This is a genomic window from Bradyrhizobium sp. Kon69, from assembly GCF_055807515.1.
Genome location: NZ_JBVVOS010000018.1, coordinates 132,746 through 147,023 on the forward strand (window position 1 = coordinate 132,746; position 14,278 = coordinate 147,023).

Here is a 14,278-nt window from a genome sequence, read left to right on the forward strand (position 1 = left end):
CCAACAAAGCCAACCAAAAATTCTTAGAACGGCATGCCCATCAATTTCGACAGGCGCTCGATCGAGAGATAGCCGGCGTGATAGGCGACCATGGCGATCCCGTAGATGATCGCCGAGATGATCGTGGTCCAGATCAGCTTGCTCCTCATTCGCGTCAGGACCGGCGCGCCGGGGTCGCTGCCCGGCACTCCGACGCCGTCCTCGTGCTGGCTGCGCACGCCGAACGGCAGCGTCAGGAACAGCGCGACCCACCAGATGACGAAGTAGATCGCGATTGCGGTTGAGATCTGGATGGCCATGGCTTCGGCCTATGCCTGCTCGATTTCGACCAGCGCGCCGGAAAAATCCTTCGGGTGCAGGAACAGCACCGGCTTGCCGTGGGCGCCGATCTTCGGCACGCCGTCGCCGAGCACCCTTGCGCCCTCCTTCACCAGCGTGTCGCGCGAGGCGATGATGTCGACCACCTCGTAGCAGACGTGGTGGATGCCGCCGTCGGCGTTGCGGTCGAGGAACTTTGCGATCGGCGAGGCCTCGCCGAGCGGCTCGATGAACTCGATTTTGGTGTTGGGCAGCGTTGCGAACACGGTGGTGACGCCATGCTCGGGCAGGGCGACGGCCTCCGAAATCTGGGCCCCGAATGCGGCGCCATAGATCTTGGCGGCCTTGACGGCGTCCTTGGTCGCGATCGCGACATGGTTGAGCCGGCCCAGCATTGTTCTTCTCCCGTTACACTGTCAGGACGTGTACCAGACAGGGGGGCTTTTTGCCCCAATGTTCGTTGATCACCGAACGGACAGCGCGTCGCACCGACTCCGCCAGTGCATCCGCGTCGCGACGACGCGCCTTCGGCAGACCTTCGACGGTGGAGACCACGGCGTCGAACACGATATCGTCGAAGGGCTCGCCCGCTTTGTTCTTCTCGGGGATGCCGACCAGCTCGACCGCGGGATCGTCGGCAAGCTCGCCCTGCTCCGTCATGACTATGGCGACAAAGGCGCAGCCGGAGAACGCCATGCGGCGCCGCTCGACCACCGCGCGGGACTTGGAGTCCTCCAGAATCGTGCCGTCCTTGTAGAGACGGCCCGCTGGCACTTGCCCAATGATGCCGGGATCGCCGGGGCCGAGCTTGACGAGATCGCCGTTGCGGCAGACCAGCACGCGCGGCACGCCCGCGGCACGCGCGAGCTTGGCGTGCTCGTTCAGGTGCAGGGCTTCGCCATGGACGGGGATCAGGAGCTGCGGCCTGGTCCAGGCGATCATGTCGCGCAATTCGTCGCGGCGGGGATGACCGGAGACATGGACCAGCTGGTCGCGGTCGGTGATGACCTCCACGCCCTGTAACACCAGGCCATTGATGATGGCGCCGACCGCCTTCTCGTTGCCGGGAATGGTGCGCGAGGAGAAGATGACGCTGTCGCCGCGGTTGAGCGTGATCTCGGGATGGTCGTCATTGGCGATGCGCGCCAGTGCGGCACGGGGCTCGCCCTGGCTGCCGGTGCAGAGCGCCAGCACCTTGTCCTGCGGCAGATGACCGTAGACGTCGGGGGAGCGGAAGCTCTGCACGCCGTCGAGATAGCCGGTCTCGCGTGCGACCTGCACCACACGCTCCATGGCGCGGCCGACCACCACGACCTCACGGTCGGCGGCCTTCGCGGCGATGGCGACGGCCTTGAGGCGCGCGACGTTGGAGGCAAAGGTCGTGACCGCGACGCGGCCCTTGGCGGCCTTGACGAGCTCGGTGATGGATTTTGCAACCTCGGCTTCCGAGGGTGAGCGGCCGTCGCGCACGGCGTTGGTGGAATCGCCGATCAAGGCGAGAAGGCCCGCATCGCCGAGCTCACGCAGCCGCTTTTCATCAGTCGGGCGGCCGATGATCGGGGTCGGATCGATCTTCCAGTCGCCGGTGTGCAGCACCGTGCCAACTTCGGTGTGAATCGCCAGCGCATGCGACTCCGGAATCGAATGCGCGACCGGGATGAACTCGACGATGAACGGCCCGATATCGACGCGCCCGCCTGACGGCACCACCGTCACCGGGATCTTCGGCGCATTGCGCTCGGCGGCGCATTTGGCCTCGAACAGCGCGGCGCTGAACTGGGTCGCGTAGATCGGGCATTTCAGCTTCGGCCACAGGTCGATGATGGCGCCGAAATGGTCCTCATGGGCGTGGGTCAGCACCAGCCCCATCAGGTTCTTGCGTTCCTTCTCCAGGAAGCTGACGTCGGGCATGATCAGGTCGATGCCAGGCAGATGCTCCTCGTCGCCGAAGGAGACGCCGAGATCGATCGCCAGCCAGGCCCGCTGCTGGCGGTTGCCGAGGCCGTAGATCGACAAATTCATGCCGATCTCGCCGACCCCGCCGAGCGGGGCAAATACCAGTTCTTCAGGCTTCGCCATCACGCAGCTCCCACGGAGGCGGCCGTGCCGAAGAACACCTCGCCCGCGGCCACCGGCACGCGCCGGCCCTCCGCGGTGCGGACGATCAGGCAGCCGGTGTCGTCGATCGTGTCAAAAATGCCTTCCAGCGTCATCACTCCCGTGTGGATCGCGACCCGTTCGCCGAGGCCGGCGGCGCGCTCCAGCCACAATTTGCGAATTTCGGCAAAGCCGCGACCATTGTCCCAGATACCGCGGAATTCCACCCAGGCGTCCGAGAGCGCCGAGAACAACTCCTCCGCGCTGATCTGGACGCCGAGCGCGGCCAATGACACCGCAGGTGTGGGCGTGCCCTCGGGCGCGGCGACGACGTTGGTGCCGATGCCGACGACGATGGCAAGACGCTCGCCGATGGCTTCAGCCTCCAGGCCGATGCCGACCAGCTTCTTGCCGCCGGCCAGCACGTCGTTCGGCCATTTCAGGGTGTAGCGGGGACGGCCCTCGCCGAAGCGCAGTGCCGCTTCCAGGCTGACCTTCTCCAGGGCGGCCTCCTCGGCCAGCCCGGCCGCAAAGCCGATCGTCGCGGCGACGGAAGGGGCGACGTCCAGGACTTCGAGGACGCTGGCTGCAAGGTTACCCTTCGGTGCGATCCAGGCGCGTTGGCGGCGGCCACGGCCCGCGGTCTGCTCCGACGTCACGAACCACATCGGGCCGCGTTCGCCGCCCCTTGCGTGCTCGATCGCCTCGGTATTGGTCGAGCCGGTCCGTTCGAAAGCTGCGAGCTTGTAGCCCGCCGACGCCGCACGAGGACCGAGCGCGAATGCCATCCTAGAACAGCGACTTTGCCGCGGCGGAGGCGACGCTCACCACCGGGCCCGCGAACAGGGCGAACAGAATGTTGAACAGGCCCGCGACCGCCAGCACCGTCTTGACTTCGACGCGCACCGGATCGACCTGTCCGGCCGGCTCGTCGAAATACATCGTCTTGACGATGCTGAGATAGTAGTAGGCGCCGACCACGCTGGTCAGCACGCCGATCACGGCGAGCGTGAACAAATTCGCCTTGATGGCGGCGACGAAGACGTACCATTTGGCGAAGAAGCCGGCGAGCGGCGGGATGCCGGCGAGCGAGAACAGCAGCATCGCGAACATGAAGGCGAGCAGCGGATTGGTCCGCGACAGACCCGCGAAATCGCTGATCTGCTCGACCGGCTGGCCGTTGCGCTTCATGGCCAGGATGACCGCGAACGAGCCCAGCGTCATCGCGACATAGATCACGATGTACATCAGCACGCCCTGCGCGCCCTCGACCGTGCCCGCCGCGAGGCCGACCAGGGCAAAGCCCATGTGGCCGATCGAGGAATAGGCCATCAGGCGCTTGATGTTGCTCTGGCCGATCGCGGCGAACGAGCCCAGCGCCATCGAGGCAATCGACACGAACACCAGGATCTGCTGCCACTGCGAGACGATGCCCGGGAATGCGGTCAGCGTAACGCGGGTGAAGACCGCGAGCGCGGCCACCTTCGGGGCCGAGGCGAAGAAGGCTGTCACGGGCGTCGGTGCGCCCTCGTAGACGTCGGGCGTCCACATGTGGAACGGCACCGCCGAAACCTTGAAGCAGAGGCCGGCAAGCAGGAACACGAGGCCAAACACCAGGCCGACATTCGAGATCGTCGCGGCCGCCGCGATGCCGGTGAAGGCGACCGTGCCGGTGAAGCCGTAGATCAGTGAGGAGCCGTAGAGCAGCATGCCCGAGGACAGCGCGCCGAGCACGAAGTACTTCAGCCCGGCTTCGGTCGACTTGGCGTTGTCGCGGTTCGAGGCTGCGACGACATAGAGCGCCAGCGACATCAATTCGAGGCCGAGATAGAGCGAGATCAGGTCGCCGGCCGAGATCAGCACCATCATGCCGAGCGTCGAGAGCAGCACCAGGATCGCGTATTCAAAGATGCGGCGCGATGGATCCGACAGGAACTCGGTCGACAGCACCAGCGTCACCGCCGAGCCGATCAGGGCCAGGATCTTCATGAAGCGGGCAAAATCATCGACGATGAAGCTGCCGCCGAAGGTCACGTGCTTGCCCGCGGGCAGCATGTATTCGAGCACGCCGACCACGATCAGGAGCAGCACCGCGAGCGTCGTGACCGTCTTGGTGGTCTCCTGCCCGCGATAGGCGCCGAGCATCAGGAGTGCCATGGCCCCGACCGCGAGCACGAGCTCGGGCAGCACCGGCGCCAGTTGATAACCTGCAGTCTCAAAGCTCATGGCGATATCCTGACCTGCCCGCTCACTGGAGCAGTGCGGCGGCCTTCACGGCCGTCACAGCGGTGTTGTAATTGTTGACGAGTTGCTGGACCGAGGCCGACGACATGTCGAGCACCGGCTTGGGATAGATGCCGAACAGGATCGTCAGCGCGATCAGCGGGAATAGCGTCAGGCCCTCCCGGAAGGTGAGATCCTTCATGCTCATCAGCGACGGCTTGACCAGCGCCCCGAACACCACCTTGCGGTAGAGCCACAGCGCATAGCAGGCCGACAGGATCACGCCGAAGGTGGCGAAGAACGCGGTCGGGATCGAGACCTTGAAGGTGCCGAGCAGCGTCATGAACTCGCCGACGAAGCCGGAGGTGCCGGGCAGACCGACATTGGCCATGGTGAAGACCATGAAGGTCAGCGCGTAGAGCGGCATCCGGTTGACGAGGCCGCCATAGGCCGCGATGTCGCGGGTGTGCATGCGGTCGTAGACGATGCCGACGCAGAGGAACAGCGCGCCGGAGACGATGCCGTGCGAGATCATCTGGAACACGCCGCCGGCGACGCCCTGCATGGTGCCCGCGAAGATGCCCATGGTGACGAAGCCCATATGCGCCACCGAGGAGTACGCGATCAGCTTCTTCATGTCCTCCTGCATCAGCGCCACCAGCGAGGTGTAGATGATGGCGATGGCAGAGAGCGTGAACATCAGCGGCGCGAAGTCATGCGAGGCCAGCGGGAACATCGGCAGCGAGAAACGCAGGAAGCCGTAGCCGCCCATCTTCAGCATGATCGCAGCGAGGACCACCGAGCCTGCGGTCGGCGCCTCGACATGGGCGTCGGGAAGCCAGGTGTGCACCGGCCACATCGGCATCTTCACCGCGAACGAGGCGAAGAAGGCAAGCCACGCCCAGGTCTGCAGCGAGCGCGGCACGGCGGTGTGCATCAGGGTCGGGATGTCGGTGGTGCCACCGTTCCAGTACAGCGCCATGATGGCGAGCAGCATCAGGACCGAGCCGAGCAGCGTGTAGAGGAAGAACTTGAAGGACGCATAGACCCGGCGCGGACCGCCCCAGACGCCGATGATCAGGAACATCGGAATCAGGCCGCCTTCGAAGAACAGGTAGAACAGCACGAGATCGAGCGCCGAGAAGGTGCCGATCATCAGCGTTTCCAGGATCAGGAACGCCATCATGTATTCGCGGACGCGGTTGGTGATCGCCTTCCAGCTCGCGATGATGCAGAACGGCATGATGGCGGTGGTCAGGATCACCAGCGGCAACGAAATGCCGTCCACGCCCATGTGGTAGGTGATGCCGGTGGCGAGCCAGTTCGCCTTCTCGACGAACTGGAAGTCGGCGTTCGACGCATCGAACCGCATGACCAGGATCACCGACACCGCGAAGGTGATCAGCGTGGTCCACAGCGCGATCCAGCGCGAGTTGCGCCTGCTAGCCTCGTCGTCGCCGCGGCTGAGATAGACGATCAGCGCGCCGACCAGCGGCAGGAACGTCGTGACGGATAGAATTGGCCAGGTCGTCATTTTACTGGCCCCCAAAGCCGAACATGAACCAGGTGATCAGGCCGGCGGCACCGATCAGCATGGCGAACGCGTAGTGGTAGAGATAGCCGGTCTGGATCTTCACGACGTTGCGGGTGACGTCCAGCACGCGGGCCGAAACACCGTCGGGGCCGAGACCGTCGATGATGAAGCCGTCGCCCTTCTTCCAGAGCTGGTAGCCGATCCACTTCGCCGGACGGACGAAGATGATGTCGTAGAGCTCGTCGAAGTACCATTTGTTGAGCAGGAACTTGTACAGCATCGGCTGCGTGTTCGCGAGCTCGACCGGCAGATAGGGCCGGCGGATGTAGAACAGGTACGACACCAGGAAACCCAGCACCATCATCACCGTCGGCAGGAAGGCGATGGTCTCGGGGATGTGGTGCATCTCCTCGATGATGTGCGGGTTCATCTTCACGGATTCGCGGAAGAACTCCTCGATGCCGTGACCGGCGAACAGCTCCTTGAACGGGAAGCCGGCCAGGATGGAGCCGACCGCGAGCACACCGATCGGGATCAGCATCCAGATCGGCGCTTCATGCGCGGCCTCGTAGTGGTGATCGTCATGCGGCTCGCCGTGGAAGGTCTTGAAGATCAGCCGCCACGAGTAGAACGAGGTCAGGCCGGCCGCGACCACCGTCATCAGGAAGCCGTACATCGCGAACGGATTGTGCGAGGCGTAGGCGGACTCGATGATCGCGTCCTTCGAGAAATAGCCGGCGGTGAGCGGGAAGCCGGTGAGCGCGAGCGTGCCGACCACCATCACCGCGTAGGTGTAGGGGATCTTGCGCCACAGGCCGCCCATGTTGCGGATGTCCTGCTCGTGGTGCATCGCGTAGATCACCGAGCCGGAGCCCAAGAACAACAGCGCCTTGAAGAAGGCGTGCGTGAACAAATGGAACATGCCGACCGAATAGGCCCCTGCCCCCATCGCCACGAACATGTAGCCGAGCTGCGAACAGGTCGAGTAGGCGACGATGCGCTTGATGTCGTTCTGGACCAGGCCAATGGTCGCCGCGAAGAACGCCGTGGTGGCGCCGAAGAACATCACGACGGCCTGCGCGTTCGGCGCGAGCTCGAACAGCGGCGACAGGCGCGCCACCATGAACACGCCGGCGGTGACCATGGTCGCGGCGTGGATCAGCGCCGACACCGGGGTCGGGCCTTCCATCGCGTCCGGCAGCCAGGTGTGCAGCAGGAACTGCGCCGATTTGCCCATCGCGCCCATGAACAGCAGCAGGCAGGTCAGGGTCAGCGCGTCGGCATGCCAGCCGAGAAAGTCGATGGTCTTGCCGGTGAGACCCGGTGCAGCGTGGAAGATGGTCTCGAAATCGGTCGAGCCGGCCAGCAGGAAGATCGCGAAAATGCCGAGCGCGAAGCCGAAATCGCCGACGCGGTTGACCACGAAGGCCTTGATGGCGGCGGCGTTCGCCGACGGCTTCTGGTACCAGAAGCCGATCAAGAGGTAGCTCGCCAGACCCACGCCTTCCCAGCCGAAGAACAGCTGCACCAGGTTGTCCGCGGTCACCAGCATCAGCATGGCGAAGGTGAACAGCGAGAGATAGCCGAAGAAGCGCGGCCGGTTCGGGTCCTCGTCCATGTAGCCGATGGAATAGAGGTGCACGAGCGAGGACACGGTGGTCACCACCACCAGCATCACGGCGGTGAGCGTGTCGACCCGCAGCGTCCAGTAGACCTGGAGATCGCCGGAGAGGATCCACGGCAGCAGCGGAATGCGCATGTCATGGTGCATGAAGCCGACATCGACCAGCGTCATCCAGGACAGCGCCGCCGACACGAACAGCAACGCCGTGGTGATCAGCTCGGCGCCGCGCGAGCCCGCCGCGGGCGGCTCGGAGACGTGGTGGTCGTCGTGACCGTCGCCGGGCTCGTGATGGGTCTCGTGGATGACCGACGCATCCTCGTTGATCGTGTCCGACGCATGGGCGTGCGCGCCATGGCCGTGATCATCGTGATGCTCGACCGTGTCGCCTGAGGGGTTGCGGGCATGCGCGCCGAAAAGCGCGATCAAGCCGGCCAGAATAGCGCCCACCAGAGGCAGAAAGACGATTGCCTGGACCATGATTTAATCTTTCCGCATGATCTGGTCGGAAAACCGGTATCCACTTTTCCGGATCATGCGATCAGCCCTTCATCAGATTGACGTCCTCAACCGCGATCGAGCCGCGGTTGCGGAAATAGACCACCAGGATGGCGAGACCGATCGCGGCTTCAGCGGCCGCGACGGTGAGCACCAGGAGCGCGAAGACCTGCCCGACGATGTCGCCGAGGAAGGTCGAGAACGCCACGAGGTTGACGTTGACCGCGAGCAGGATCAGCTCGATCGACATCAGGATGACGATGATGTTCTTGCGATTCAGGAAGATGCCGAGGATCCCGAGCGTGAACAGGATCGCGCCGACCGCCAGATAATGTCCGAGCCCGATCGTCATTTCACCCACTCCGCCGCGTCAGAATCCTGGAGCCCCTGCCCCGGCGCCACCTTGCGGATCGCCATCGCAATTTCGGGCGTACGCGCGTTCTGAACGTTGATGTCCTGCCGCTTCACGCTCGCCTTGTGCCGCAGCGTCAGCACGATGGCGCCGATCATCGCGACCAGCAGCACCATGCCCGAGAGCTGGAAGTAGTGGATGTACTTGGTATAGAGCACCAGGCCCAGCGCCTCGGTATTGGAGACGTTGGTCGGGATCGCCGCCGTGATCGTCTTGGCGACGCCGGGGTTGATGACCCAGAAGCCGACGGTGAGCAGCAGCTCGAACAGGAAGATGCCGCCGATCACGAGGCCGACCGGCAGGTACTCGATGAAGCCCTCGCGCAGCTCGAGGAAATCGACGTCGAGCATCATGATCACGAACAGGAACAGCACCGCGACCGCGCCGACATAGACGACGATCAGGATCATCGCCAGGAATTCGGCGCCCATCAGCACGAACAGGCCGGAGGCGTTGACGAAGGCCAGGATCAGGTACAGCACGGAGTGCACGGGATTGCGCGAGACAATCACCATCACCGCCGAGGCGACGCAGACGCCGGCGAACAGATAGAAGAACAGCGCGGGAAGGATCATGCTCTCATCTCACCGGTACGGCGCGTCGAGTTCGATCGCTTTCGCGATTTCGCGTTCCCAGCGATCGCCATTGGCGAGCAGCTTGGCCTTGTCATAGAACAGTTCCTCGCGGGTCTCGGTCGCGAACTCGAAGTTCGGACCTTCGACGATGGCGTCGACCGGACAGGCTTCCTGGCAGAGGCCGCAATAGATGCACTTCACCATGTCGATGTCGTAGCGCACGGTGCGGCGGGTGCCGTCGTTGCGGCGCGGGCCGGCCTCGATGGTGATGGCCTGCGCCGGGCAGACCGCTTCGCACAGCTTGCAGGCGATGCAGCGTTCCTCGCCGTTCGGATAACGGCGCAGCGCATGCTCGCCGCGGAAGCGCGGCGAGATCGGGCCCTTCTCGAAGGGATAGTTCAGCGTCGGCTTCGGCTGGAAGAAATAGCGCATGGCGAGGAAGAACGCCGAGACGAATTCCGACAACAGGAGCGAGCGTGCAGTGGCGTTGATGTTGATACCCATGACGGCCCTCACTTCGGCGCGATGCCGGCAAAGTGCAGCACACCTGCCACCACGATCACCATCGCCAGCGACAACGGCAGGAAGACTTTCCAGCCGAGGCGCATCAGTTGATCGTAGCGGTAGCGCGGCACGATCGCCTTGGCCATCGCGAACAGGAAGAACATGAAGAACAGCTTTAGCGAGAACCAGATGATGCCCGGCACCCAGTTGAAGGGCGGCAGGTCCACCGGCGGCAGCCAGCCTCCGAGGAACAGGATCGTCGCCATCGCGCACATCGTGGCAATCGCGACATACTCGCCGAGCATGAACAGAAGATACGGCGTCGAGCCGTACTCGACCATGAAGCCGGCGACGAGCTCGGATTCCGCTTCGACGAGGTCGAACGGCGGACGGTTGGTTTCAGCCAGCGCCGAGACGTAGAAGATCACGAACATCGGGAACAGCGGCCAGACGTACCAGTTCAGGATGGTGAGCTGCGGCAACCCGATCAGGCTGGCGAGGCCGCGGACATGCTGCGCCTCGACCACGGCCGAGAGGTTCAGCGTGCCGGCGCAGAGCAGCACCGTGATGATGACGAAGCCGATCGAGACCTCGTAGGACACCATCTGCGCCGCCGAGCGCAGCGCCGCCAGGAACGGATATTTCGAGTTCGACGACCAGCCGGCCATGATGATGCCGTAGATCGACAGCGACGAGATCGCGAAGATGAAGAGAACGCCGACATTGATGTCGGAGATCACCCAGCCGAGATTGGTCGGGATCACCGCCCAGGCGGCGAGCGCGAGCACGCATGAGACCAAGGGAGCAAGGAGAAACACGCCCTTGTTGGCGCCGGACGGGATGATCGGCTCCTTCAGCACGAACTTCAGGAGGTCGGCGAAGGATTGCAGCAGGCCCCAGGGACCGACCACGTTCGGGCCGCGGCGGATCTGCACCGCCGCCCAGATCTTGCGGTCGGCAAGCAGAATGTAGGCGATCGCCACCAGCAGGACGACCAGCACCAGGACGCTCTCCGCGATCATGATGATCAGCGGCCAGAGGAACCCGGTCCAGAAGGCGCTTTCGAAGAATTCCATCAGCTCACTCCGCTGCGGTCAGCATCTGCCCGGAGGCAAGCCGCGAACACTCCGCCATCACGGCGGACGCACGCGCGATTGGGTTGGTCAAATAGAAGTCCTCGACGAGCGGCTTGAACGGAGCCTTCTCCGTCGTGCCGCCCTTCCCCGCGAGCTTCTTGATCTGGTCGGCCGCGCCGGCCTCGATCTGGTCGAGGCGGATCAGATGCGGCACGGCCTTGAAGATCGCCTGGCGCAGGGCCGACAACGAGTCATAGCCGAGCTTCTTGCCGAGCGCCTCCGACAGCGCGCGGACGATCGCCCAGTCCTCGCGGGCCTCACCCGGCGGGAATGCGGCCCGTCCGGTCATTTGCACGCGGCCTTCGGTGTTGACGTAGATCGCGGACTTCTCGGTATAGGCGGCTGCCGGCAGGATGACGTCGGCGCGATGGGCGCCGCGGTCGCCGTGGGTGCCGATATAGACGACGAAGGTGCCGTCCGACGGCTTGATCTCGTCGGCGCCGAGCAGGAACAGCAGATCGAGCGTCCCGAACGTCGTCATCTGCGCTGCGTTCAGCCCGCCCTGACCGGCGACAAAGCCGACATCGAGCGCGCCGACGCGCGAGGCGCTCTCGTGCAGGACGCCGAAGCCGTTCCAGCCGTCCTTGAGCGCGCCGACGTCGAGCGCGAGCTTGGCCGCGGCTGCGAGAATGGCGGCGCCGTCGTGACGCGAGGCCGCGCCCGCGCCGACCAGGATGATCGGGTTCTTGGCGTTCTTCAGCACGTCCATGAAGGAGTGCTTGCCGGCCGCGAGCTCACCGAGCGTGTCGGTGCCCGCGCCGAGGTGATCATAGTCGTACGTGAGGTCGGGCTTGGCGCCGATCACGCCGACTTTGAAGCCGCCGGCGCGCCAGCGCTTGCGGATGCGGGCGTTGAACACCGCCGCCTCTTTCCGCGGATTGGCGCCGATGATGAGCAGCGCATCGGCCTGCTCGACGCCGGCGAGCGTCGGATTGAAGATGTAGGAGCCGCGGCCGAGCGCGGGATCGAAGGCGTCGCCGCCCTGCACCGCCAGATTGGCCGAGCCGTATTTGGCCAGCAGATCCTTCAGCGCGAACATCTCTTCGACGCCGGCGAGGTCGCCCGCGATCGCGCCGATCCGCTTGCCGTCGGTACGCGCCGCCTTGGAGGCGATCGCGGCAAAGGCCTCGGGCCAGCTCGCCGCGCGCAGCTTGCCGGCTTCGCGGATATACGGCCGGTCGAGGCGCTGGGTGCGCAGGCCGTCGACGACGTGACGGGTCTTGTCGGAGATCCACTCCTCGTTCACGGCCTCGTTGATGCGCGGCAGGATACGCATCACTTCGCGGCCGCGGGTGTCGACGCGGATCGCGGATCCCACGCCGTCCATCACGTCGATCGACTGGGTCTTGCCGAGCTCCCACGGGCGCGCGGCGAAGGCGTAAGGCTTCGAGGTCAGCGCGCCGACCGGACAGATGTCGACGAGATTGCCCTGGAGCTCAGACGTCAGCGCGTGCTCGAGATAGGTCGTGATCTCCATGTCCTCGCCGCGGCCGGTCGCGCCCATTTCGGGGGCGCCGGCGACTTCCGCCGAGAAGCGGACGCAACGGGTGCACTGGATGCAGCGGTTCATCGAGGTCTTGACCAGTGCGCCGAGATATTTGTCCTCGACCGCGCGCTTGTTCTCGGCGAAGCGGCTGGTGTCGACACCGTAGCCCATCGCCTGGTCCTGCAGGTCGCACTCGCCGCCCTGGTCGCAGATCGGGCAATCCAGCGGATGGTTGATGAGAAGGAATTCCATCACGCCTTCGCGCGCCTTCTTCACCATCGGCGAACGGGTGGAGATTTCCGGCGGCTCGCCCTTGGGACCCGGACGGCAATCGCGCACGCCCCAGGCGCAGCTCGCGACCGGCTTCGGGCCGCCCTTCACCTCGACGAGGCACATCCGGCAATTGCCGGCGATCGACAGCCGCTCGTGATAGCAGAAGCGCGGAATCTCGGCGCCGGCCGCCTCGCACGCCTGAAGCAGCGTGTATTCGGCGGGGACATCGATCTCTTTACCGTCGATGATGAGCTTGGTCATTGTCTCTACTCCGCCGCGACCATGTTCACGGGATCGCGGACGCCGGCATCGTCAATGTCGGCCTTGTGCGAATATTGGTCGATGCGCGCTTCGATCTCATGACGGAAATGCGCGATCAGGCCCTGGATCGGCCACGCCGCCGCGTCGCCGAGCGCGCAGATGGTGTGGCCTTCGACCTGCTTGGTGACTTCCAGCAGCATGTCGATCTCGCGCTTGTGGGCGCGACCGTCGGCCATGCGGGTCAAGACGCGCCACATCCAGCCGGTGCCCTCGCGGCACGGCGTGCACTGACCGCAGCTCTCGTGCTTGTAGAAATAGGAGATGCGGGCGATGGCGCGGATCAAATCGGTCGACTTGTCCATCACGATCACGGCCGCGGTGCCGAGGCCCGAGCGCAGCTTGCTCAAGCTGTCGAAATCCATCGGCGTGTCGATGATCTGCTCGGCCGGCACCATGCGCACCGAGGAGCCGCCGGGGATCACGGCCTTGAGGTTGTCCCAGCCGCCGCGGATGCCGCCGCAATGCTTCTCGATCAGCTCACGAAACGGAATGCCCATGGCCTCTTCGACGTTGCAGGGGCGCTCGACATGGCCGGAGATGCAGAACAGCTTGGTGCCGACATTGTTGGGACGGCCGATGCCGGCGAACCACGCCGCGCCACGGCGCAGAATGTCCGGCGCAACCGCGATGGACTCGACATTGTTGACGGTGGTCGGGCAGCCGTACAGGCCGACATTGGCCGGGAACGGCGGCTTCAGGCGCGGCTGGCCCTTCTTGCCTTCGAGGCTCTCGAGCAGCGCGGTTTCCTCGCCGCAGATATAGGCGCCGGCACCGTGGGCGACGTAGATGTCGAACGGCCAGCCGTTGACGTTGTCCTTGCCGACCAGCTTGGCCTCATAAGCCTGGTCGATCGCCGCCTGCAGATGCTCGCGCTCGCGGATGAACTCGCCGCGGACATAGATGTAGCAGGCATGCGCGTTCATCGCGCAGCTCGCGATCAGGCAGCCCTCGATCAGGAGATGCGGATCGTGCCGCATGATCTCGCGATCCTTGCAGGTCCCGGGCTCGGATTCGTCGGCGTTGACGACGAGATAGCTCGGCCGGCCGTCGGTCGATTCCTTCGGCATGAACGACCACTTGAGACCGGTCGGGAAGCCGGCGCCACCACGGCCGCGCAGCCCCGACGCCTTCATCTCGTTGATGATCCAGTCACGGCCCTTGTCGATGATGTTCTTCGTGCCATCCCAGGCGCCGCGGCGCCGCGCGCCCTCGAGCCCCCAGTCGTGGAGGCCGTAGAGGTTCTTGAAGATGCGGTCCTTGTCCTCGAGCATGTCAGTGCT

Annotated in this window: 13 protein-coding genes; all 13 read right to left on the minus strand. The window is 64.7% G+C overall.

Going from position 1 to position 14,278, the window contains the following annotated elements; translation table 11 throughout:
- Nucleotides 1–23 precede the first annotated feature (23 nt).
- The 13 genes from AC0L3U_RS23760 to nuoF all read right to left on the minus strand — a co-directional run bounded on the left by AC0L3U_RS23760 (nucleotide 24) and on the right by nuoF (nucleotide 14,269).
- A complete protein-coding gene (locus tag AC0L3U_RS23760) occupies nucleotides 24–299 on the minus strand; it encodes a DUF1467 family protein (protein WP_473363425.1) in 276 nt (91 codons plus the stop codon).
- 9 nt (nucleotides 300–308) lie between these two features.
- Nucleotides 309–713 carry a methylmalonyl-CoA epimerase gene (mce, locus tag AC0L3U_RS23765; RefSeq protein WP_007603572.1) on the minus strand — a complete coding sequence of 135 codons (405 nt, stop codon included), beginning with the start codon at nucleotides 711–713 and terminating at the stop codon, nucleotides 309–311.
- A 13-nt stretch (nucleotides 714–726) separates the two neighbouring features.
- Entirely contained in the window at nucleotides 727–2,397 is a 1,671-nt protein-coding gene (locus AC0L3U_RS23770) for a ribonuclease J (protein WP_473363426.1), read from the minus strand.
- On the minus strand, nucleotides 2,397–3,203 hold the full coding sequence (locus AC0L3U_RS23775) for a biotin--[acetyl-CoA-carboxylase] ligase (RefSeq protein WP_473363427.1): 807 nt from the start codon (nucleotides 3,201–3,203) through the stop codon (nucleotides 2,397–2,399). Before AC0L3U_RS23775 ends, AC0L3U_RS23770 begins: the two co-directional genes overlap by 1 nt.
- 1 nt (nucleotide 3,204) lies before the next feature.
- Nucleotides 3,205–4,641, minus strand: coding sequence for an NADH-quinone oxidoreductase subunit NuoN (gene nuoN, locus AC0L3U_RS23780; RefSeq protein ID WP_473363428.1), 1,437 nt, complete (start codon nucleotides 4,639–4,641; stop codon nucleotides 3,205–3,207).
- A 22-nt stretch (nucleotides 4,642–4,663) separates the two neighbouring features.
- On the minus strand, nucleotides 4,664–6,172 hold the full coding sequence (locus tag AC0L3U_RS23785) for an NADH-quinone oxidoreductase subunit M (RefSeq protein ID WP_473363429.1): 1,509 nt from the start codon (nucleotides 6,170–6,172) through the stop codon (nucleotides 4,664–4,666).
- A 1-nt stretch (nucleotide 6,173) separates the two neighbouring features.
- Complete coding sequence (gene nuoL, locus AC0L3U_RS23790) at nucleotides 6,174–8,273, minus strand: NADH-quinone oxidoreductase subunit L (protein WP_473363430.1); 2,100 nt, start codon at nucleotides 8,271–8,273, stop codon at nucleotides 6,174–6,176.
- A 61-nt stretch (nucleotides 8,274–8,334) separates the two neighbouring features.
- Nucleotides 8,335–8,643 (minus strand): NADH-quinone oxidoreductase subunit NuoK, encoded by a 309-nt coding sequence (gene nuoK / locus AC0L3U_RS23795; protein ID WP_007603558.1) that lies wholly within the window; start codon nucleotides 8,641–8,643, stop codon nucleotides 8,335–8,337.
- The gene (locus AC0L3U_RS23800) at nucleotides 8,640–9,278 is read right to left on the minus strand and encodes an NADH-quinone oxidoreductase subunit J (RefSeq protein WP_007610978.1); all 639 of its coding nucleotides are present in this window, start codon (nucleotides 9,276–9,278) and stop codon (nucleotides 8,640–8,642) included. Before AC0L3U_RS23800 ends, nuoK begins: the two co-directional genes overlap by 4 nt.
- A 9-nt stretch (nucleotides 9,279–9,287) precedes the next feature.
- Nucleotides 9,288–9,776 carry an NADH-quinone oxidoreductase subunit NuoI gene (gene nuoI / locus AC0L3U_RS23805; RefSeq protein ID WP_026232873.1) on the minus strand — a complete coding sequence of 163 codons (489 nt, stop codon included), beginning with the start codon at nucleotides 9,774–9,776 and terminating at the stop codon, nucleotides 9,288–9,290.
- 14 nt (nucleotides 9,777–9,790) lie between these two features.
- Nucleotides 9,791–10,858: an NADH-quinone oxidoreductase subunit NuoH gene (nuoH, locus tag AC0L3U_RS23810; protein WP_007603555.1), complete on the minus strand. Its 1,068-nt coding sequence runs from the start codon at nucleotides 10,856–10,858 to the stop codon at nucleotides 9,791–9,793.
- 4 nt (nucleotides 10,859–10,862) lie between these two features.
- Nucleotides 10,863–12,938 carry an NADH-quinone oxidoreductase subunit NuoG gene (gene nuoG / locus AC0L3U_RS23815; protein ID WP_473363431.1) on the minus strand — a complete coding sequence of 692 codons (2,076 nt, stop codon included), beginning with the start codon at nucleotides 12,936–12,938 and terminating at the stop codon, nucleotides 10,863–10,865.
- A 5-nt stretch (nucleotides 12,939–12,943) separates the two neighbouring features.
- Complete coding sequence (gene nuoF, locus AC0L3U_RS23820; RefSeq protein WP_027518249.1) at nucleotides 12,944–14,269, minus strand: NADH-quinone oxidoreductase subunit NuoF; 1,326 nt, start codon at nucleotides 14,267–14,269, stop codon at nucleotides 12,944–12,946.
- Between the last annotated feature and the right edge of the window lie 9 nt (nucleotides 14,270–14,278).